This window comes from Thiomicrolovo sp. ZZH C-3, assembly GCF_054862725.1.
The window spans coordinates 18,645-37,748 of sequence record NZ_JBTKXX010000004.1 but is presented as its reverse complement, the minus strand read 5'-3'; the positions used below and the strand labels follow the sequence as shown (position 1 = coordinate 37,748).

General features: G+C 58.3%; 25 protein-coding genes. 12 read left to right on the top strand and 13 right to left on the bottom strand.

Going from position 1 to position 19,104, the window contains the following annotated elements:
* Nucleotides 1-53 precede the first annotated feature (53 nt).
* On the top strand, nt 54-596 hold the full coding sequence (locus ACXWTF_RS11515) for a nitroreductase family protein (protein ID WP_461715134.1): 543 nt from the start codon (nt 54-56) through the stop codon (nt 594-596).
* A 4-nt stretch (nt 597-600) separates the two neighbouring features.
* Here the strand turns inward: ACXWTF_RS11515 and ACXWTF_RS11510 are convergent, their stop codons facing one another.
* Complete coding sequence (locus ACXWTF_RS11510; protein WP_461715133.1) at nt 601-1,140, bottom strand: lipocalin family protein; 540 nt, start codon at nt 1,138-1,140, stop codon at nt 601-603.
* A 109-nt stretch (nt 1,141-1,249) separates the two neighbouring features.
* On the opposite strand from ACXWTF_RS11510, the gene ACXWTF_RS11505 reads away from it, so the two are divergent.
* Nucleotides 1,250-1,753 (top strand): GlcG/HbpS family heme-binding protein, encoded by a 504-nt coding sequence (locus tag ACXWTF_RS11505; RefSeq protein ID WP_461715132.1) that lies wholly within the window; start codon nt 1,250-1,252, stop codon nt 1,751-1,753.
* Between the two features lie 8 nt (nt 1,754-1,761).
* Here the strand turns inward: ACXWTF_RS11505 and queA are convergent, their stop codons facing one another.
* The 4 genes from queA to hemW all read right to left on the bottom strand — a co-directional run bounded on the left by queA (nt 1,762) and on the right by hemW (nt 5,156).
* Complete coding sequence (gene queA / locus ACXWTF_RS11500) at nt 1,762-2,808, bottom strand: tRNA preQ1(34) S-adenosylmethionine ribosyltransferase-isomerase QueA (protein WP_461715131.1); 1,047 nt, start codon at nt 2,806-2,808, stop codon at nt 1,762-1,764.
* Complete coding sequence (gene tatC / locus ACXWTF_RS11495; protein WP_461715130.1) at nt 2,759-3,559, bottom strand: twin-arginine translocase subunit TatC; 801 nt, start codon at nt 3,557-3,559, stop codon at nt 2,759-2,761. The genes queA and tatC overlap by 50 nt, the downstream gene beginning before the upstream one ends.
* A gap of 3 nt (nt 3,560-3,562) precedes the next feature.
* Entirely contained in the window at nt 3,563-3,991 is a 429-nt protein-coding gene (gene tatB, locus ACXWTF_RS11490) for a Sec-independent protein translocase protein TatB (protein ID WP_461715129.1), read from the bottom strand.
* A 109-nt stretch (nt 3,992-4,100) separates the two neighbouring features.
* Entirely contained in the window at nt 4,101-5,156 is a 1,056-nt protein-coding gene (gene hemW, locus ACXWTF_RS11485) for a radical SAM family heme chaperone HemW (protein WP_461715128.1), read from the bottom strand.
* 172 nt (nt 5,157-5,328) lie between these two features.
* Here hemW and ACXWTF_RS11480 point away from each other — a divergent pair, with 172 nt between their 5' ends.
* The 6 genes from ACXWTF_RS11480 to ACXWTF_RS11455 are packed head-to-tail and all read left to right on the top strand — an operon-like array spanning nt 5,329 to nt 10,922.
* The gene (locus tag ACXWTF_RS11480) at nt 5,329-5,799 is read left to right on the top strand and encodes an RNA pyrophosphohydrolase (RefSeq protein WP_461715127.1); all 471 of its coding nucleotides are present in this window, start codon (nt 5,329-5,331) and stop codon (nt 5,797-5,799) included.
* A gap of 1 nt (nt 5,800) precedes the next feature.
* On the top strand, nt 5,801-7,012 hold the full coding sequence (locus tag ACXWTF_RS11475) for an aspartate kinase (protein ID WP_461715126.1): 1,212 nt from the start codon (nt 5,801-5,803) through the stop codon (nt 7,010-7,012).
* 6 nt (nt 7,013-7,018) lie between these two features.
* Entirely contained in the window at nt 7,019-7,567 is a 549-nt protein-coding gene (locus tag ACXWTF_RS11470; protein ID WP_461715125.1) for a HobA family DNA replication regulator, read from the top strand.
* On the top strand, nt 7,560-8,183 hold the full coding sequence (locus ACXWTF_RS11465) for a DNA polymerase III subunit delta' (protein ID WP_461715124.1): 624 nt from the start codon (nt 7,560-7,562) through the stop codon (nt 8,181-8,183). Before ACXWTF_RS11470 ends, ACXWTF_RS11465 begins: the two co-directional genes overlap by 8 nt.
* Complete coding sequence (folP, locus tag ACXWTF_RS11460; RefSeq protein ID WP_461715123.1) at nt 8,173-9,315, top strand: dihydropteroate synthase; 1,143 nt, start codon at nt 8,173-8,175, stop codon at nt 9,313-9,315. Before ACXWTF_RS11465 ends, folP begins: the two co-directional genes overlap by 11 nt.
* A gap of 20 nt (nt 9,316-9,335) precedes the next feature.
* Complete coding sequence (locus tag ACXWTF_RS11455) at nt 9,336-10,922, top strand: inorganic phosphate transporter (RefSeq protein ID WP_461715122.1); 1,587 nt, start codon at nt 9,336-9,338, stop codon at nt 10,920-10,922.
* A 6-nt stretch (nt 10,923-10,928) separates the two neighbouring features.
* Here the strand turns inward: ACXWTF_RS11455 and ACXWTF_RS11450 are convergent, their stop codons facing one another.
* Nucleotides 10,929-11,468, bottom strand: a complete 540-nt coding sequence (locus ACXWTF_RS11450; RefSeq protein ID WP_461715121.1) for a peptidylprolyl isomerase — start codon at nt 11,466-11,468, stop codon at nt 10,929-10,931.
* Nucleotides 11,469-11,542: 74 nt separating this feature from the next.
* Here ACXWTF_RS11450 and ACXWTF_RS11445 point away from each other — a divergent pair, with 74 nt between their 5' ends.
* A complete protein-coding gene (locus ACXWTF_RS11445) occupies nt 11,543-12,049 on the top strand; it encodes an outer membrane beta-barrel protein (protein WP_461715120.1) in 507 nt (168 codons plus the stop codon).
* On the opposite strand, the gene msrB is transcribed toward ACXWTF_RS11445, so the two are convergent.
* The 4 genes from msrB to ACXWTF_RS11425 all read right to left on the bottom strand — a co-directional run bounded on the left by msrB (nt 12,046) and on the right by ACXWTF_RS11425 (nt 14,320).
* Complete coding sequence (gene msrB / locus ACXWTF_RS11440) at nt 12,046-12,444, bottom strand: peptide-methionine (R)-S-oxide reductase MsrB (RefSeq protein WP_461715119.1); 399 nt, start codon at nt 12,442-12,444, stop codon at nt 12,046-12,048. The two genes, ACXWTF_RS11445 and msrB, sit on opposite strands and share 4 nt — an antisense overlap.
* A 140-nt stretch (nt 12,445-12,584) precedes the next feature.
* Nucleotides 12,585-12,869, bottom strand: coding sequence for an HU family DNA-binding protein (locus ACXWTF_RS11435; protein WP_416768341.1), 285 nt, complete (start codon nt 12,867-12,869; stop codon nt 12,585-12,587).
* A gap of 335 nt (nt 12,870-13,204) precedes the next feature.
* On the bottom strand, nt 13,205-13,450 hold the full coding sequence (locus tag ACXWTF_RS11430; protein WP_461715118.1) for a helix-turn-helix domain-containing protein: 246 nt from the start codon (nt 13,448-13,450) through the stop codon (nt 13,205-13,207).
* Nucleotides 13,451-13,684: 234 nt separating this feature from the next.
* A complete protein-coding gene (locus ACXWTF_RS11425; RefSeq protein ID WP_461715117.1) occupies nt 13,685-14,320 on the bottom strand; it encodes a hypothetical protein in 636 nt (211 codons plus the stop codon).
* A gap of 95 nt (nt 14,321-14,415) precedes the next feature.
* On the opposite strand from ACXWTF_RS11425, the gene ACXWTF_RS11420 reads away from it, so the two are divergent.
* The 3 genes from ACXWTF_RS11420 (at nt 14,416) to ACXWTF_RS11410 (ending at nt 16,250) form a co-directional block, all read left to right on the top strand.
* Nucleotides 14,416-14,964, top strand: a complete 549-nt coding sequence (locus ACXWTF_RS11420; RefSeq protein WP_461715116.1) for a hypothetical protein — start codon at nt 14,416-14,418, stop codon at nt 14,962-14,964.
* Between the two features lie 63 nt (nt 14,965-15,027).
* Entirely contained in the window at nt 15,028-15,594 is a 567-nt protein-coding gene (efp, locus tag ACXWTF_RS11415) for an elongation factor P (RefSeq protein ID WP_416768338.1), read from the top strand.
* A 92-nt stretch (nt 15,595-15,686) separates the two neighbouring features.
* The gene (locus tag ACXWTF_RS11410; RefSeq protein ID WP_461715115.1) at nt 15,687-16,250 is read left to right on the top strand and encodes a DJ-1 family glyoxalase III; all 564 of its coding nucleotides are present in this window, start codon (nt 15,687-15,689) and stop codon (nt 16,248-16,250) included.
* Between the two features lie 6 nt (nt 16,251-16,256).
* On the opposite strand, the gene ppnP is transcribed toward ACXWTF_RS11410, so the two are convergent.
* The 3 genes from ppnP to ACXWTF_RS11395 are packed head-to-tail and all read right to left on the bottom strand — an operon-like array spanning nt 16,257 to nt 19,090.
* Complete coding sequence (ppnP, locus tag ACXWTF_RS11405; protein ID WP_461715114.1) at nt 16,257-16,574, bottom strand: pyrimidine/purine nucleoside phosphorylase; 318 nt, start codon at nt 16,572-16,574, stop codon at nt 16,257-16,259.
* 48 nt (nt 16,575-16,622) lie between these two features.
* Nucleotides 16,623-17,744, bottom strand: coding sequence for a glycosyltransferase (locus ACXWTF_RS11400; protein ID WP_461715113.1), 1,122 nt, complete (start codon nt 17,742-17,744; stop codon nt 16,623-16,625).
* Nucleotides 17,741-19,090 (bottom strand): FAD-dependent oxidoreductase, encoded by a 1,350-nt coding sequence (locus tag ACXWTF_RS11395; protein ID WP_461715112.1) that lies wholly within the window; start codon nt 19,088-19,090, stop codon nt 17,741-17,743. The genes ACXWTF_RS11400 and ACXWTF_RS11395 overlap by 4 nt, the downstream gene beginning before the upstream one ends.
* Nucleotides 19,091-19,104 lie beyond the last annotated feature (14 nt).

Below are 19,104 nucleotides of genomic sequence, written 5' to 3'. Positions count from 1 at the left end.
TTTTTTTGATGTGTTAAGGAAAAGTTTAACCGCGATGAGCGTATGATGTGATGATGTTTCTCTCCAAAGGATGGCAGATGCGCAGCACGGAATACGGTATCGACGACCTCTTTTTGAAACGGTTCTCCCCCAAAAAGTTCCTGGACAAACCCCTGGGGGAGAAGGACCTCTGCGCCGTACTGGAAGCCGCAATGACGGCGCCGTCCTGTTTCAATGAACAGCCGTGGCGTTTCGTGCTGGGGGCGAAGGAGGAGTTTCTCGACCTGCTCAGTGCGAAAAATGCGGTGTGGGCGGCAACAGCACCCCTGCTGCTGATGGTCTGTTCGACGCAGACCTTCGCGTACAACCGGAAGCCGAACCGATGGCACGCGTTTGACAGCGGTACCGCGATGGCCTTTCTGATTGTCGAAGCCTCCCGGCGCGGTATCTCTGTTCATCCCATGGGCGGCTTCAGTGCCGAGAAGGCGAATGAGCGCTTCGGACTTATGGGGCTCGAACCCCATGCAGTGCTTGCGCTTGGCTACAGCGATGAACCCCACACCATGACGCCGCGTCTCGGGCTTGAGGAGATCGTTATCGACCGCAGGGAGACCTGAGGGCCTAGTGGTTGCACATCGCCTTGAAACCGGTCCAGTAGAGCTTGAAGGGGTCATATTTCATGGCGACGAGGCGTGAAAGAATCTGTTCGCGGTCCGTGTCGCTCAGTACCGTGTCGCGGGCAAGGATCCAGAGGTACTCGCGCTGCGGATCGCCGATAACGGCATAGCGGTAGTCGTCGGCAAGCATGATGATCCAGTAATCCCCGTAGAAGGGCCAGAAGAAAGTTACCCGGAGCTTTGCATTGCCGCTTCCATCGACGACATGGGCTTTTCCCTTTGCCTGATCCTTGAGCCTTCCGGCATCGTCATAGCAGCGGTTGATGACCTCTACATAATCATCTTTCAACCGGTAGGTGGCCGTGGCCCCTACACACCCCTCCTCAAAACGGTTTTCATAGCGTGCGATTTCATGCCAGAGCCCGCTGTAGCGCTCCAGGTCGACCTGCGCGACGGTCGGGAGGGGAACACGGGGTTTTTGCTGGCAGCCGTCCAGAAGCACGATCAGCAGCGGCAGAAAGAAAAAAATAATGGATTTGCTCATAGTCTCGCCGTTCGGTGGTGATATAGGCGCTATTTTACCACTTTTATCAACCCGCACGTCCTGGAAAGTCTCTGCTATAATCGAAGACATACTCTGAAAAGGACTGCCTATGAAACCCGTTACGCTCCTGGGGATGCTGACACTGCCTGCACTTCTGCTCACCGCCGCCGACGTCGTCAGGATAGAACGTATGGACCTCGGCCTTGCTTCGGAGATCGCCAAACGCACCGTCGAAGCCTGCCGGGAGGAGGGGTACTGGGTCAGTGCCGTCGTCGTCGACCGCAGCGCCAATGTCCAGGTCGTGATGCGCGACACCTACGCGGCGCGTTTTACCATGCAGATCGCCGAACAGAAAGCCAATGCGGTGATCATGGCGGGGACGGATACGACGACCTTCGTCGCCAACCGCAGCGATATCCGCAATGAGCTCAACAACATCGAGGGGCTGATCATGATGGAAGGAGGCCTGCCCGTAAAATCGGGGGATACCCTGATCGGTGCCGTCGGCGTCAGCGGCGCACCCGGCGGCAAGCTGGATGCCGCCTGCGCGGCGAAGGCCCTCGCATCGCTCAAAGAGCGGCTGGCGTTCGCCCTGATGGATGACGACGAGTAGGGCGGGGCCTAGAGGATGAGCATCGCGTCGCCGTAGCTGTAGAAACGGTACTGCTCCCGGATCGCTTCGGCGTAGAGTTCGTGGGTCTTTTCCAGTCCGACGAAGGAGGCGACGAGCATCAGCAGGGTTGATTTGGGCAGGTGGAAATTGGTCAGCAGGTGGTTGACGCGCTGCGGCGGGTTGCCGGGGTGCAGGAACAGGTTCGCTTCGCCCCCGGTCTCGTGGGTGCGGACATAGTACTCCACCGTACGGGTCGAGGTCGTCCCGACGCAGAGCAGGGGAAGATTGCCGTCGATGAGCGCCTTGGCTTCGCCCGGGATCTCGTAGTACTCCGAGTGCATCGGGTGGTCGGTGATGATCTCCGATTCAACGGGTTTGAAGGTCCCGGCCCCGACATGCAGGGTGACGTAGGCATGGGGGTGGTGCGCGCAGACGGAAGCGAAGAGTTCATCGGTAAAGTGCAGGGAGGCCGTCGGTGCAGCGACGGCACCTTCATTTTTTGCAAAGACCGTCTGGTACTCTACGGCGTCTTCGTCGTTGTCCTCGCGCTGGATGTAGGGGGGCAGCGGCATATGCCCGATGATGTCGATGATCGGCAGCAGGGCTTCAAAACGCAGCTTTTCACCGGCACGCTCGAATGTGACCGTGCGGCTGCCGTCCCCGTGCAGCGCCTCGACGACAGCCTCGAGCTCCTGGCCGAACATCAGACGGGTACCCGCTTTCATCTTTCCCCGGATATAGACGTTGACCCGGTAGGCGTCGAGGGGGCGGTTGATGAGGAGCTCGACCCTGCCGCCGCTCATTTTTTTCCCGAAAAGGCGGGCCTTGATCACCTTGGTGTCGTTGAAGACGATGCCGCACCCTTCAGGCAGAAAGGTCTCGATCTTGTCGAAGCGCGTGTGGGTGACGGTGTCGGTTTTACGGTCATAGACGAGCAGCCGCGCATGGTCGCGGGGTTGCGCCGGGTGGACGGCTATGAGCGCCTCGGGGAGGGTGAAGTCGTAACTAGACGTTCTGAGGGGCAACGGCCTCTTCCTCGTCCTCGTCGTCCTCATCATCGTCCTCTTCTTTCGGCGCGGGGTTGACCATTTTGACGATGAGGATGGAGAAGCCGTAGAGCACGATCAGCGGCCCGGCCATCAGCAGCTGCGTGAGGATGTCCGGCGGGGTGAGCAGGGCGGCGACGATAAAGATGATGACGATGGCGTACTTGAAGAATGCCGCCATCTGGCGGTCGTCGACGAGGCCGAGCAGCGCCAGGAAGTAGGCGAAGACCGGGAGCTCGAAGGCGAGGCCGAAGCCGAACATGATCTTCGTGAAGAAGCCGACGTAATCCTCGATGTTGATCAGCGGGGTGAACTTGAAGCTACCGAAGGTGATGAGGAAGTCGAACCCGAAGGGGGTGACGATGTAGTAGGCGAAGGCGACGCCGACGACGAACATCGTCGTTCCCCCGAAGACGAAGGGGAGGATCATCTTCTTTTCGTTCTCGTAAAGGCCCGGGGCGATGAAGAGCCAGACCTGCCACAAAATGACGGGTAGCGCGCCGAGGATTGCCGCAAAGAAGGCGACCTTCAGCGCGACGAAGAAGGCTCCTCCGACCTGGTTGGTCGTTACCATACCGTTGGCGGCGTTGACGGATTTTTTCCCGACTTCGATCAGGGCGTCGTTCAGGGGTTGGATCATCCATTCAAGGATCGGCTCGTGGAAATAGAACATGACAAAGAACATGCCGATCAGTGTCAGGACGGAGATGCCCAGGCGTTTACGTAACTCTACAAGGTGGGGACGCAGTTCGTCGAACATGGGTTAGGCTTCCTCGGTATCGTTGCCGTTGTCGGCACTTTTTTTCTTTTTGCTGAAGGTGACGACTTCCGGTTTTTTCGCATCCGGGGCGGCTTCGGCTTTGGGCTTCTGGGGGGCAGCGTCCACCTTCGGCGTATCGCCGGCCATGTCGATGACGGCGTCAAATTCGTCGGTCAGTTCGGTAAAGGCGTTTGCCTGGCTCAGTTTCTCTTTCTCTTCGAGCAGGTTGTCCTTGTAGCTGTTCACTTCCCGCTTGATGTCGTCGACATGCAGCTCCTCCTCGATGGAGGCTTTGGCCGAGGCCAGCGTCCGTTTGGCGCTGCGGAAGAAACGGGCGATATCGACCATGGTCTGGGGCAGTTTGTCCGGTCCCAGAAACAAGATAGCGATAATGGCGATGATGAGGATCTCCGAAAATCCCATTCCGAACATGGCGTTTCCCGTCAGGGCGCCGCCGCAGTTTCGCGGCGGTTCTCCCCTTAGTTAAATTTATGATCGGGATTATAGCACAGGAGGTTTAAGGGGAAGCGAATGGGCGGGCTTACCCCTGAAGGTAGAGGACGATCTCGTCGCTGAGGAGGTAGTCGGTATTGAAAAAACGGCCCCCCTCAAAACGGAGTTTTCCCTCCGCTGCCAGCCAGCGGGCGCGTTGCAGCTCCTCTGCTTCGAGAAGAGACTCGGGGATGCCGACGACGGAGCGCAGGCCGAGAAAGAGGCGTTCGGTTTTGACCGCGTCCGCATCGAGGGGCTCGGTCGTGCGGAAAAGGGGGGCGGCAATGTAGGCCTCGACGTCGCGGTGGGGGTAGTAGCGGACGGTGTCGATGCACCCCACGGCGCCGGCGCCCAGCCCGATATAGGGCTTGTACTCCCAGTAGCCGAGGTTGTGGCGGGAGCGGTAGCGGCCGAAATTGGAGATCTCGTACTGTGCGAAACCGTGCGCTTTGATGCGTTCGAAAAGCCACGAGGTGAGAGGGAGCTTTTCATCGGCGACCTCCGGGGTGGCGGAGAAGGGGGTGCCCTCTTCGATGGTGAGGGCGTAGGCACTTAAGTGGTCGACCGGGAGGGCGAAGGCCTGTTCCAGGTCGTGTTCCAGCAGGGCTCTCGCATCCCCGGCGACGCCGTAGATAAGGTCGATGGAGAGGTGCTCGAACCCGGCGCTGCGTGCCGCCGTGACGGCGCCTACCGCCTGGTCCGGGGTGTGGGCACGTCCGAGCCTTTTGAGTTTTTCCGGGTCGAAACTCTGCACACCGAAACTGATGCGGTTCACCCCCAGCGCTTTCATGCCTGCCAGCCATTCGGGTGTCGCGCTGTTGGGGTTGGCCTCGCTGGTGATCTCCGCACCGGGTTTCAGATAGGGTCGTAGGCGCGCAAAGAGCGGGGCGTAGAGCTCCGGTGCGACCGTCGAAGGGGTGCCGCCGCCGATAAAAAGGGTCTCGATACTCTCCGGTGCGGGGTTCAGCCGTTCGATCTCGCCCTCCAACTGCCGGAGGAGCGCCGCCATGTAATCGCGCCGCAGCGTGAACTTGTCGACATAGGAGTTGAAGCTGCAGTAGTGGCACTTGCTGTCGCAAAACGGGATATGAACGTATAAAAGCATGCCGCATTGTAATCCCTTGGACGTTAGGCGCCGTTGAGATGTGCGAAAAACAAGCACGATTTAACCGCGCTTGCCCTATAATACGCGCATTGAAAACAGCGGGCACTTCTCATAACCCTACCCGGGCTGCGCTGGGGTTATTAGAGGTGCTTCAAAACGAGTAAAGAGGCCCATGGAATCCGTCAAACCCTACCGTCCGAACGTCGCGGCGATCATCGTACCGCCGGAGTACCCGGAGGTGAAGCAGATCTTTATCGCCGAACGCAGCGATATCAGCGGCATCTGGCAGTTCCCGCAGGGGGGAATCGACCGGGGAGAGTCTCCCGAAGAGGCCCTGATCCGCGAGATCGAAGAGGAGATCGGTACGAAAAAGGTGGAAGTCGTCGCCGAGTACCCGGAGTGGTTGGCCTACGATTTCCCGGACCATGTGGCAGAGCGTATGCGTCCCTACTGCGGGCAGACACAGCGCTATTTTCTCGTACGGCTCAAGCCAAAAGCGAAGATCAACCTGGAAACGAAACATCCGGAGTTTATCGATTACAAGTTCATCGACATCGATGCACTGTACGACTATGTTGCACATTTCAAAAAACCGATCTATGAGAAGGTGATCGGCTATTTTCAAACAAAGGGGTATCTGTAAGATGCTGATTGTTCAAAAATACGGCGGTACGAGCGTCGGTGACCTGGAACGGATCCAGAACGTCGCCAACCGTGTTGCCAAAACGGTCAAAGAGGGGAACGACGTTGTCGTCGTCGTTTCGGCGATGAGCGGCGAGACCAACAAGCTGGTCTCCTACGCCGAACACTACAGCGACAATCCCAAGCGTGAAGAGGTGGATATGCTGTTGAGCTCCGGTGAGCGGGTGACGGCGGCGCTGCTCTCCATCGCGCTGAACGAGATGGGGCTGCCGGCAGAATCCATGAGCGGCCGCCGCGCGGGGATCGTCACCGACACGGTCCATACGAAAGCGCGGATCGAACATATCGACCCGACGCCGATGCGCCGTGCGCTGGGTGAGGGAAAAGTGGTGGTCGTCGCCGGTTTCCAGGGCGTCAACGAAGAAGGCCGTGTCACGACCCTCGGCCGCGGCGGCAGCGACCTCTCCGCCGTGGCGGTTGCCGGGGCGCTTGAAGCGGACCTCTGCGAGATCTATACCGACGTCGACGGGATCTATACGACCGACCCGCGCATTGAGCCGAAGGCGAAAAAGCTGGAGAAGATCTCCTATGACGAGATGCTGGAACTCGCGTCGCTCGGGGCGAAAGTCCTGCAGAACCGTTCGGTCGAACTGGCCAAGAAACTTAACGTCAACCTCGTTACCCGTTCGAGCTTTTCGGATGCCGAAGGGACATTGATCACAAAGGAAGAGAACATTATGGAAAAACCATTGGTTAGCGGTGTGGCGCTCGACCGTAATCAGGCGCGTATCTCACTCGGAGGCGTTGTCGACCGTCCCGGTATCGCTTCGGATATTTTCGGCAAGCTGGCATCGAACAATGTCAACATCGACATGATCATCCAGACCCTGGGGCATGACGATTCGACCAACATGGACTTCACGGTCCCGATGAACGAACTGGGTGACGCGAAAGCCGTCGTCGAAACCTTTATCGAGAGAGGGGAGATCACATCGGCCAGCTATGACGAGAACATCTGCAAGGTCTCCATCGTCGGCGTCGGGATGAAGTCGCACACGGGCGTCGCGGCGAAAGCGTTCGCCTCTATGGCGGCGGAGAACATCAACATCATGATGATCTCCACCTCCGAGATCAAGGTCTCCATGGTCATCGACGAAAAGTACGCCGAACTGGCGGTACGTGCCCTGCACAACGTTTACGAACTGGAAAAGTAAATTCCCATGCAGTCGTTCATGAAATGGATGCTCGAGACCATACGCGCCGAAGGGGCGTCGTTTAACTGGGTCGAAGAGAACCGTTTCGAATGGACGGCTTCCACGATGCTTGCGGTGTCGCAGATCATCTCGGGCAAAACGATCGTCCTGGTGACCGACCGCAAGCGCAAATGGTTCCAGCACTACATCTCCTCGACGATCAACCAGCTCTCCAACGACCGGCCGATGGTGCCGCTGATCAGCCTGGACCGGATCTACCCGGAGTTCGACGAGATGACGAGCGGCGATGCGATGGATATGCTCGCCGATATGCTCGACCTCTCCTTTGCGGGCAACTATTTCTTCTGGTACGTCGGCAAGGGGAGCGACCCCCGTTCCGAGATCGCCAAGCGTGCAGACAACAGCTGCCTCTGGCTCCTCGACGAGGAGTTCGGCCACGCAATGAAACTGCGCTCTTTCGATCCCTACCTCGATATCAAGCTCCTGCAGCTCTACCGCCTTTTCGATCTTTCGCTCAACGCGGTGCTCTTCGGGGAGGTCGATGCCGATGAGTAGTTTCGAACGCAGCCACATCATCCTCGCCGAGGAGATCGAGGAGCGCTTCGAAGCTTTCAAAAAGGCGGTGCACCCGAGCCGCGTGGTCGGCTTCGTGCGCGACGACTTCCTGATCGAGGACGCCAAAGCGGTCATTGCCGAAGCCTATATCAGCGAGGCGTCGCTGAAATACGTCGTGCTGGCGGCGAAACAGTTCAATGTCTACTCCCAGAACGCCCTGCTCAAACTCCTCGAAGAACCCCCGAACAATATCGCCCTTGTGATCATCGCCCCGAGCAAGTCCGTGCTGCTGCCGACGGTGCGTTCGCGCCTGCCGATCCTCAACGAACTCTCCGGCGAAGCGCCGCAGGGGGTGGAATTGACGCTGGGATCGCTCGATCTGGGTGCGTTGTACGGCTTCGTCACCTCGGTGGGGCGCCTCGACCGCCACGAGTCCAAGGCACTGATCGAGAAGCTCTTCTACCAGGCGAGCGTTGTGGAGAAACTTTCCCTGAGCACGGAGCAGCTCGACGCCTTTGAACGGGCGTTCCGGCTGCTGGAGGTCAACGCACGGCTGCAAAACGTCCTGTTGACGGTCCTGATGCCCTTTTTACCGGAGCAGCGGCGTGCGGGTTGAACGGCTCTCGACGCAGAATGACATCCGGACGCTGCTGGAGCGGCTCGACGTCGATGCCGGCGGCCGGAAGATCCTCGCGGCCAAGGCGGCGCTGCACTATATCTACCTCCGCGACCTGCATGTCGGCGCGGCCAATATCCTCAAGCAGGATGCCCTCTCCGTCGGGGCGGACCTGGCGGTGCCCAAGGGCACCATCGTCGCGCAGACGCCGCGGGTCGATGCCCTGCTGCTGGCGACGACGCGGCAGCTCGAAGAGCTCGCCCGCAAGGAGCTGGCCCAGCCCTTCGGTCTGAAGGAAGTGGCCCATGAACTGAAGCGTTTTGCCGGGATGAAACAGCCCGGAGCGCCGAAGATCATGGGGATCGTCAACACCAACGAGGACAGCTTCTTCTCCGGCAGCCGTTTCAAAGACAGTGCCGCGGTCGCACGGATCGAAACGATGATCGAAGAGGGGGCGGAGATCATCGACCTCGGCGGGGTCTCCTCCCGTCCGGGGTCCGCGGCGGTCCCTGCGGCCGAAGAGCTGGAACGGGTGAAGCCCGTCATCGACGCGGCCTACGCCCACCGCCTCTACGAGCGGGCGGCCTTGAGCCTTGACAGCTACGCGCCGAAGGTCATCTCCTATGCACTGGAGCGGGGCTTTACGATCGTCAACGACATTACCGGTCTGGCCGACGACGCGGTGGCGAAGCTCTGCGGCGAATACAACGCCACGGCGGTGATCATGCATATGCAGGGCACCCCGCAGACGATGCAGGCGCAGCCGCAGTACGATGACCTACTTGGGGAGCTGAGCGACTTTTTCGCAGCAAGGATTGAGAAGGCAAAGGCATACGGGGTCGAAGCGATCGTGCTCGATGTCGGCATCGGCTTCGGAAAGAGTCTGGAGCACAACCTCAAACTTGTCCGCGACCTGGCGCATTTCAGACGCTTCGGATACCCCCTGCTCGTCGGGGCCAGCCGTAAGTCGATGATTGCTAAAATTGTTCCCTCCGAACCGTCCGAACGGTTACCGGGAACGCTGGCCCTGCATCTCGAATCCGTGCGCAACGGTGCCGAGATCATACGGGTGCATGACGTCAAGGCGCATGCACAGGCGCTGAAGGTTTACGAAGCGCTTTATCATTCTTAAATATCAATTGGGGAGAAACGATGGATATTAGAACCGTCAAAAAAATGGAGAAGAAGGCTGTCAAAAGCTCGAAGAACGACTTTACGAAACTGGGGCTGGCCCTCTTTTTCATGGTCGGTGTACTCTTTTACAGCTCGGTAACGCACTCCGGCGTCACCAACAGCCTTTTCCTGGCGATCGCCGCACTCTTCGGTGCCTATATGGCATTGAACATCGGGGCGAACGATGTCGCCAACAACGTAGGACCGGCCGTAGGTTCCCGGGCATTGACCATGGGCGGTGCGATCGTTATCGCGGCCATCTTTGAAGCCAGCGGGGCACTCATTGCCGGCGGTGAGGTTGTCGGGACGATCAAGAAGGGGATCATCGATCCTTCGGCCTTCGTGGATGCTTCGCAGTTCATTTGGGCGATGACCGCGGCGCTGCTGGCCGGCGGGCTCTGGCTGAACCTGGCAACGACGATGGGGGCACCGGTCTCAACGACACACTCCATTGTTGGCGGTGTCATGGGTGCAGGGATTGCCGCATCCGGTTTCGGGGCCGTTGCCTGGGGTACCATGGGTAAAATCGCCGCCAGCTGGGTGATCTCGCCGGTGCTCGGTGGGGTGATCGCTGCGCTTTTCCTCTTTACCATCAAGAAGACGATGATCTACAAAGAGGACAAGCTCAGCGCGATGAAGAAGATGGTCCCGCTTTACGTCGCGATCATGGGATGGGCCTTTGTCACCTACCTGATGCTCAAAGGGGTCAAGCACCTTGTCAAAATCGACTTCCCGACGGCACTCGGGATCGGTTTTGCCGGCGCCGTTATCATCTACTTCACCGTCAAACCGATGGTCGTCAAGGCATCCGTCTCACTGCGTAACCACCGTGATGACGTCAACAAGCTCTTTACGATCCCCCTGATCTTCGCCGCGGCGCTGCTCAGTTTCGCCCACGGTGCGAATGATGTCGCCAACGCCGTCGGTCCGTTGGCGGGGATCGCCGATGCCGTGCAGCACAGCATTATCAGCACCAAGGCGAGCATCCCGATGTGGGTCATGCTCGTCGGTGCCATCGGGATCGCCCTGGGGCTGGCGCTCTACGGTCCGAAGCTGATCCGCACCGTCGGCAGCGAGATCACCGAGCTTGACCAGGTCCGTGCCTACAGCATCGCGATGGCGGCGGCCATTACCGTCATCGTCGCGTCACAGCTCGGCCTGCCGGTCAGCTCCACGCACATCGCCATCGGCGGTGTCTTCGGGGTCGGGTTCCTGCGCGAATTCCTCTACCATACGAAAGAGGAGGAGCTGATCCGCGTCGAGCGCCGTCAGCTGGCCGAGGATGAGAAGGTCCTGCACGCCCTGAATGCCGAGAAAGAGACGCTGGAGGCCAAAGAGGGTAAAAGCCAGGAGGATTACGAGCGTATCGTTCAGCTCTACCAGATGATCGAGGACGAAGAGGAGAAGATCCGCATCGACAAGAAGCAGCTCAAGCGTGCGGAGAAGATCAAATACGTCAAGCGCGACGCGATCAAGAAGATTATCGCGGCCTGGGTGATCACGGTCCCCGCTGCCGCCGTACTTTCCGCCGCGATCTTCTATACGATCCGCGGCATGATGCTCTAAGCGCCGCTACTTAGCGACGCTTGCCTTGAGGATCGTCTGCGACTCCAGCGGACGGTCCTGTCTGCCTGTGCGAACCCCTTCCAGTTTATACACAACATCCATCCCTTTGACGACATAGCCGAAGATCGTATAGCCGCCGTTGAGCCAGGGGGCCGCTGCCGTGGTAATGAAGAACTGGCTGCCGTTGGTATTGCGCCCGGCATTGGCCATGGCGAGGATACCCGGTTTGTCGAAGACGACATTGGGGGCGTATTCGTTTTTGAAGGGTTTGTGCCAGATGGACTCGCCGCCGCGGCCGGTACCGGTCGGGTCGCCGCCCTGGATCATGAAGCCCTTGATGATGCGGTGGAAGATGATCCCGTCGTAGTAGCCTTCTTTGACGTGGGTCAGGAAGTTCTCCGCGGCCAGGGGGGCGAGGTCTTCTCGGATCTCGAGTTCGACCGTTCCCTGGGTCGTTTTCAACAGGACATGGGGGTGTTTTCCCGCCGCGCCGAAGAGGGTGGCTGCGGTAAGAAAGAGGGTGATAAAAGCGAGAAATTTTCGCATAGGCTCTCCTTTTTTTCCGCCATTATATCTCATGGTGCTATAATGCCGCCCATTACATAGGAAAGGATAAATTGATGAAAAAAATTGTATCGATTGCGGCAGCACTGCTGCTGACATCATCAGCATATGCCCAGCAGCAGGGCAGCAACGGATTTTACGTAGGCGCGGGTATCGGTCTCGAAGCGATGCCGAAACATGTCGACGACGGTGTCGGCCTGGCGATCAAAGGCGGGGTCGAGCTCGACAACGTGCTGAAAAACCTCGGTGTGGAAGCGGAACTGAGTACGTCTCTGATCTCACCGGAGATCAGCAACAGCAACAACAAGATCGATGTCACGACCTTCGGTCTTTATGGCACCTATACGATCGACATCCCTGGCTCCGCGTTCAAAGTCCGCCCGAAATTCGGTGTCATCTTCCCGAACCTCGCCGATGAACTCCACTCTCGCGGTGACGTGACGATCTCAGGCGGCATTGCCGGGATGTACGAGCTGAACAACCAGCTGGACCTCTACGTCGAGTATGTCAACACATCCGAAGCGATGAACAACTATATGATCGGCCTCGCCGTCAACTTCTAACTTTCCGCCTCATCAAAGGTCAGGCAGACGGAGTTGATGCAGTAGCGCAGCCCCGTCGGTTCCGGACCGTCGGGAAAGACATGCCCCAGGTGGGCATCGCAGCGCGCGCACCTTACTTCCACCCTGACCATCCCGAAACTCGTATCTTTGATCTCGACCAGCGCGTCGTCGCTGTAGGGCTCGAAATAGCTCGGCCACCCCGTGCCCGAATCAAACTTCGTATCCGACGTAAAGAGCGGCGCATCGCAGCAGACGCAGCGGTAGATCCCGTCGCCTTTGTGCTGATAGAATTTCCCGCTGAAGGGCGCTTCGGTGCCGTGTTCGCGGCAGACGTGGTAGGCTTCCGGCGAGAGCTTGGCACGCCACTCCTGTTCCGTTTTGGTCACTTTTTCCATACGATGCCTTTGTAGCTATGAGTTTATGCGTATGAGTGTGCCAGAAGAATCCTGTCTGAAATCGGATGTGGAAGGATTAGACGTAGAAGTTAATGGTTGTGTGGGGAAAAGCGGCCGCGGAAGGCGGCCGGGGTGAGGAGTTATTTGCCTTCGGCAACGCGGTCTTTGAGACCTTTTCCTGCTTTGAACTTCGGAACCATTTTGTCCGCTGTAGTATAGCTTTTGTCCGTACCCGGTACTGTACCGCTTTTACCTTTTTGCAGGGCAGATGTAAAGCTACCGAAGCCAACAAGTGTGACATCTTCTTTTGCTACAAGTGCTTCTGTTACCGCATCTGTAAAGGCTTTGATCGCAGCTTCTGCTTCTGCTTTTGTTTTGTAGTCACCGTGCTTCTGAACCAGTTCGACAAACTGTGCTTTGTTCATAAAACGCTCCAAGTCATTGAAATATAACACCTCTTGGAGCACGCAATTTAGGGGATTGGCGCTCGCAAAGCTGTTCTGACGGTTACTTTATAGTCTGTTTGCTTAAATTTATCTTCAAGTGACTGAATTTGGGGGGTATTGGGGGGATTTGTCCCCCGAAAGTGCCTATTTTTGGTAGGAAACCCGTTTTTTGAACAGATGGTGGAGGCGGGATTCAACATAAAGAAAAATAATATTCTTTATGCGGCACAGTTTGGCGACCCGTGTCGGTTCGTTATCGGAAATCGAACTGAAAACGGATTGCAGATCTTCGCGTTCTTTTGGTGTCAATGTCGTCATGAGGCTTCCTCCAATCGGTTGATCTTCCGTACGACCCTGATGATGTCTTCATCTTCGAGCTTCCCCAGCATCTGCATCACCGCCCTGGCCGCCTGCGGCTTCGCATTTCCCAAGCGCCAGTCCTGATAGGTGCGCATGGAGACCCCGAGCAGCGACGCCATCTCTTTTTGGGTGATCTTCTTGCCGTTGCCCTGGGCTTCCACCGCGTTGTGCAGAATATTGAAAAGATCGGAGTGTTCCATTGCTCCATTGTAGAAGAAGGATTCTTAAATAAAGCAAAAAACCGTATATAAACTACAATAATAGTACATTTATAGAAAATAACAGTATTAAATCAGAAATTAATGATAATTTAGAGATGTTAAAACGTATATTATATACATCATTCCGTATAAGTACAGTTTCTCGATAGAGCGCAGCGGAGGGGAGTTATATCGTGGCAGACGGCAGTAAAAAGCGTTTACGGGGGGGCGGGGTCAGCGGGCGAGAAGATCGCTGTAGTCGTACTTGGAGAAATCGAGGATAAATTCGCCGTTTTGCTGGATGACGCGGATGTCGTTGCCGTACGCTTTGGCGAAACGCTTCTTGACCGTTTTGATCTCCGAGGAGGAGAAGTGTTTGGCCTCGAGGTAGCGGAAAAGCTCGATCTGTTCGGGCAGGGTCCGGGCCGCTGCGGCGTCGGTGAAGGGTGCCGTATCGGTCGCTTCGGCATGCGAAGCGAGCTTGAGCCCCTCCTGCACGAGTTTGGCATTGACCAGTTCCAGGAAGGACTTGAGCTGCTCATCCCGTGAGACATAGATCCCTTCGATGCGGTCGCGCTCTTCGCGCAGCATCTGCTCTTTGTCCCCGATGAGGCGGTCGATCTTCGCTTCGAGCTCCTCGATTTTCCGCTTGAGTTCGGCATTCTCTTTTTGGTACATCATGATGACCGCCCCGGCGGTGGTCCGCTGCGGGGTGCCCTGTTTGGGCGCGGATGCGGAAGGTGCTTCAACGGTAATGTAGGTCGTTCCGTCGATGACGGTGTGCGGCAGTCTGCCTGCGCGCAGTTTGGCGCGGATCATCTCTTTGGACATTTTGAAGCGGTGGGCATATTCATCGATCGTTATCTGCATGGGGTAAGATTTTAGCGAAAGTTGCTTGAAGGTGCGCTCTGAGGGGTGACATCACGGTTTTTCCCTGCACCGGCAGAAGTGCTATAATGCCCCCCATGAAGCGAATAATTCCTATGATGACACTCCTGGCGTTCCTGACGCTCTCAGGCTACGGCGCCGATACGAAGCAGGTGCTCGCCCTCTACCGCGACGGCGACTATCTGCAGGCCTGTAAAACGGGCCTCTCGGCCTACTATGCCGGCAGCCGCGAAGCGCACTTTGCCGCGATGGTCGGCATGGCCTGTGCCAAAAGCGACATGATCAACCCGCTGGGCGACCTGCAGCGCCCCCTGGTCAAGACCCCTGCAATGCGCAGCACGGCGACGTTCTTTGCGACGCTTCAGCTTGCCAAACGGCTGCTCTACCAGCACTTCGTCGACGGGGTGCCGATTGCGGGGTTCACCCTGCCCAAATATGACCATATTCTCAGCATCGTGTACGACCATGTCAGCCGGGGCGACTACAAGACGCTGGAGCACGGCGAGCTGCTCATTGTCAACGGTAGTCGCAACATCATTGTCTCCCTGTCGCGGGGGACACCGCCGCGGGTCCTGGTGGACGAATACGAATCGGGGCGGCGCATCCGGCGCCACTGGTACAAGTGACCGCCGCCGCTTTTTAGCGAAAATAGTGTAAAATCCCGGAAAATTATAATCTAAGGGTATATGATGGCAACAATCGGAATGGGTGACATCAAGAAAAACGTGCGCCTCGAAATCGCGGGCGTTCCTTACAAAGTCGTGGAATTCCAGCACGTCAAACCGGGCAAGGGTGCGGCATTCGTGCGTATGAAAGTGAAGAGTTTTCTCAACGGCAAAGTGATCGAGAAGACGGTCCACGCCGGTGACAAGTTCGAAGTGCCGAACATGGAACACAAAACGATGCAGTACCTTTACGACGACGGCGAAATGCTGCAGTTCATGGACAACGAAAGTTACGAGCAGCTGGGCCTGCTGTATGAGCAGTGCGAAGATGCGATGAAGTGGCTCAAAGACGGTACCAACGTCGAGATCGTTTTCCACAACGGCCAGGCGATCTCCGTTGATGCGCCGGATACGATGGAACTTGTCGTTGCCGAAACCCCGCCGAACTTCAAAGGCGACACGTCAAGCGGCTCCAAGAAGCCGGCGACACTGGAGACGGGTGCCGTCGTACAGGTCCCCTACCATGTACTCGAAGGCGATACGATCAAAGTCAACACCGTTGACGGCGAGTACGTCGAAAAAGTAAAGTAACCCCGCTTCCCCGGCAGCAGCCCGGGGCTTTTCCTCCTTTTTTTCCTTCCATGCTACAATTGTCCTCTTAGCTATCTGACGAGGAGTCTTCTATGCCGAAAAAAGTATTGGTCCCGCTGGCCGAGGGATTTGAAGAGATCGAAGCCGTTGCCGTCATCGACGTGCTGCGCCGCGGCGGTATCGACGTTCTGGTACGTTCACTGGACGGGGCGTTGGAAGTGAAAGGTGCGCACGGTCTGGTCGTCAGCGCCGAAGCGCCGATCGGGGATCTGGGCGCGGATGAGATCGACATGATCGTCCTGCCCGGCGGGGGCGGCGGTACCCAACGTCTGACAGAAGATCCCGGCGTCCAGGCGCTGCTGGGGGCGATGGATGCCAAGGGCAAGCCGATCGGCGCCATCTGCGCGGCGCCGATCGCCCTCAATGCTGCCGGGGTGCTGAAGCCGAACTATACCGCCTATCCCGGTGTGGAGAAGGAGATCCGGACAGAGGGGTTCCAGGGCGATCGCGCCGCGGTCGTGGAAGATGCGAACGTTATGACGTCGCGCGGTCCCGGTACGGCGATCTGTTTCGGTCTTGAAATCGTGAAAAAACTGGCGGGGGAATCCGCCTATGAGGGTGTAAAACGCGGCCTGCTCGCCGACTACTGCGCCTAGGCGCCGTTACGCGTCGAGGTAGGTGCAGCAGTAGTCCGTAATGCTTTTGACACGGACCTGGAATTTGGTGTCGCCGCCGACATTGAAGCTCTGGCCGCCGTGGATCGTCTGCCATGCGCTCTCGCCCGGCAGCAGGATATCGAGCTCCCCTTCGTAAATCTCCATCAGTTCAGGCTTGCCCGTCCCGAACTCATACTCGCCCGGCAGCATGATGCCGAGGGTCAGGACGCTGCCGTCGGGCAGGGTGAGCGTCCGGCTCGTGACGTTCCCTCCGAAATAGACATTGGCCTCTTTCTGAACACTGACATTTTCAAATGTAGACATGAATACTCCTTCATTTTGGCGTCATTGTAGCCAAGAATTGCTATGCAATTACTGCGCTTGGAGCGTTGTGAGGCGGCGGTAGAGCTGCTGGGCCATCACGTCATAGGCGCGTCCCGCCCCGAGCAGCCGTTTAAGCCCCTGTTCGCGGACCGTTGAGAGGTGTGCGGCATCGCTGCGGATCAGGGTTTCGAGCGTCGCGGCGATGGCGGCGGCATCAAAGGCGCAGAAGAAGGCTTCGTCCCCGTCGCGCAGCCGGTCGCGGTTCTTGGGGGTGTCGGTCAGCAGGGCGGGGATACCGGCGGCGTAGTAGTCCATCACCTTGGCCGGAAGGGTCATGGCAAAGATCGGCAGGGCGGGCATCAGGGCCAGGCCGACATCGCAGGCGCTGATCTGCCGTCCCAGCTCCGTGAGGTTGGCCGCCTGCAGGATGCGGATGCGCCCGGCGAGCTCCGGGTACTCTTTAAGGATTTTTTTGAGATAGGTCGGGTCGAAGGTGGAGATATCCAGTGACCACTCCAGGTGGGTGAGCGCGGCGAAGGCGTCGAGCAGGGTCTCGAAACGGCGGAGCGGGTCAAGGGAACCGACGTAGATAAAGCGGCGCGGGGAGCTGCCGTTCTCGTTGGGTTCCACGACACGCGCCGGGTCGATACCGGCGGGCAGGGGGAGTGTCGGCAGCTGCAGATTGGGGTAGAGCCCCGAGGCCAGCATGGCCGAAGCGGGGAGGAAGAGATCGCACGCTTCGATCAGTTTCCGCTCCCGGCTGCGCTTGTATTTCAGGGCGAGAGAGGGGAGAAAAGCGCGATTGTACTTGGCCATCATGGCGGCATAGGCCGTTTCGGTCTTGGGAAAGGAGAGTCGGAAACCGACCTTGTAGCCGTAGCGCTCGCGGTGGGCGAGCACTGTACGCAGAACATCGACGCGGTTGCGCACCAGGATAAAGTCGAAGCTGCCGACGTCCACCCCCTCTTCGTCGAGGTAGCCGATGATCGATTGCAGCTTCTCCTCGGGGACGATGCAGTCATCGCCTTTGTACTGGAAACTGTCCTTGTAGCGGGTGTAGTAGACGATCGAGACCTGCAGGTACGTTTTGAGGTAGTGTCCGAAGAGCGGGGCGATGGTGCCGTGGTCGGCGTACTCCTGCTGGTCCGTGATGTAGAGCAGCTTTTTCATGGACGGTCTCCTTCGGTAAGTTCCGCGTCGAAGCGGGCGTGGTCGAAGCGGCGGCCGAGATAGGCGCAGACCGTCTCCACGTCGCGCCGGGCGTTGCCCAGACAGCTCGTCGCCCCCGGAGAGGGGGTCATGTTGAAGACGATCCCCTCCCCGGTATCGATGCTCGCTTCGCCCAGCAGCAGCTTGCGCTGTTTTTTATCGAGCACCTGGGGACGTACCCCGCCGAACCCGGAGGCGTACTCGATGTCGGAGAGCTGCAGGGAGGGGACGATCTTGCGCGCGTCCCTGACAAAAAGGCGTTTGTTCAGCCACGGTACTTCAAACAGGAAGTTGCGCAGGACGTAGTTGCGGATGTCCCGGTCTTTGAGGAGGTCATAGAAGATGCTCGCAATATTGTGGTCGAACCGGAGGGTACGGAGAAAATCGAGGTAGGTCCCCCGCTTGTAGCGTTCGAGTTTGGGCAGCATCAGGGCCGTTGGGCCGAAACGGGTGAGGCCGCCCAGCAGCAGGTCCGGGTCGCCGTGCAGCGCGGCGAAGGGAAGTTTGGGGTTCTGGACCATGTAGACCTTGCCGCTCAGGATATGCCTGGTCGAGCGGTAGAAGCTGCCCGCCATCGGCAAAATGCCGAAGTCGAGCCCGTACCCCATACGGTGGGCGAGGAAGAGACTGTGGGCCCCGGCATCGACGACGACAAAACGCGCGTAGTAGGTACGGCTGCCGCTGCGGACCTCGAAGAGCTCCCCGCGCTTGTCGATCTGCAGGACATGCTGGTTGAAAAAAACGTCGGTATGCTTGCGGCTGCCCTGCATGGCATTTTCGATGAAGGAGTCGCTGAGGCGCTTGAAGTCGACGGTGGTGTATTCCCCCTGCACGCCGACGCCGACGATGGGCTCGAGGCGCTCCTTGCCGTCGGCGTCGTAGACGACGGCGGGTTCGATCCGTTTGAGCGTTTCGCGGTCAAAGATCTTCAGGTAGGGGTAGAGGGTGCTGAACTCCTCGTGGCGCTTCGTCATAAAGTTGACTTCGTCGTACCCGACGCCCAGGGCCATCTTCTGGTGGGCATGGATGATGTCGTGCTCGTAGCCGTGCTGCAGGCAGTACTTCTCGACCATCTTGGCGGTCCGTTTGACCTTGGCCGCTTTCTCCAGCGTGTAGTTCGTCTCGATGTCGCCGCAGTGCAGGGTCTGTGAGTTGGAGGTGGCGCTGGAATTGAGCGTGGCGAGGGCGCCGTATTTTTCGAGCAGGCAGAGGCTGCCCAGATCGCTGTAGCGCTCCAGGGCATAGAGCAGCGCCGCACCGGAGATGCCGCCGCCGATAATGAGGACGTCGTAGGTTGAGGGGTTCACGTTGTCGCTCCGCT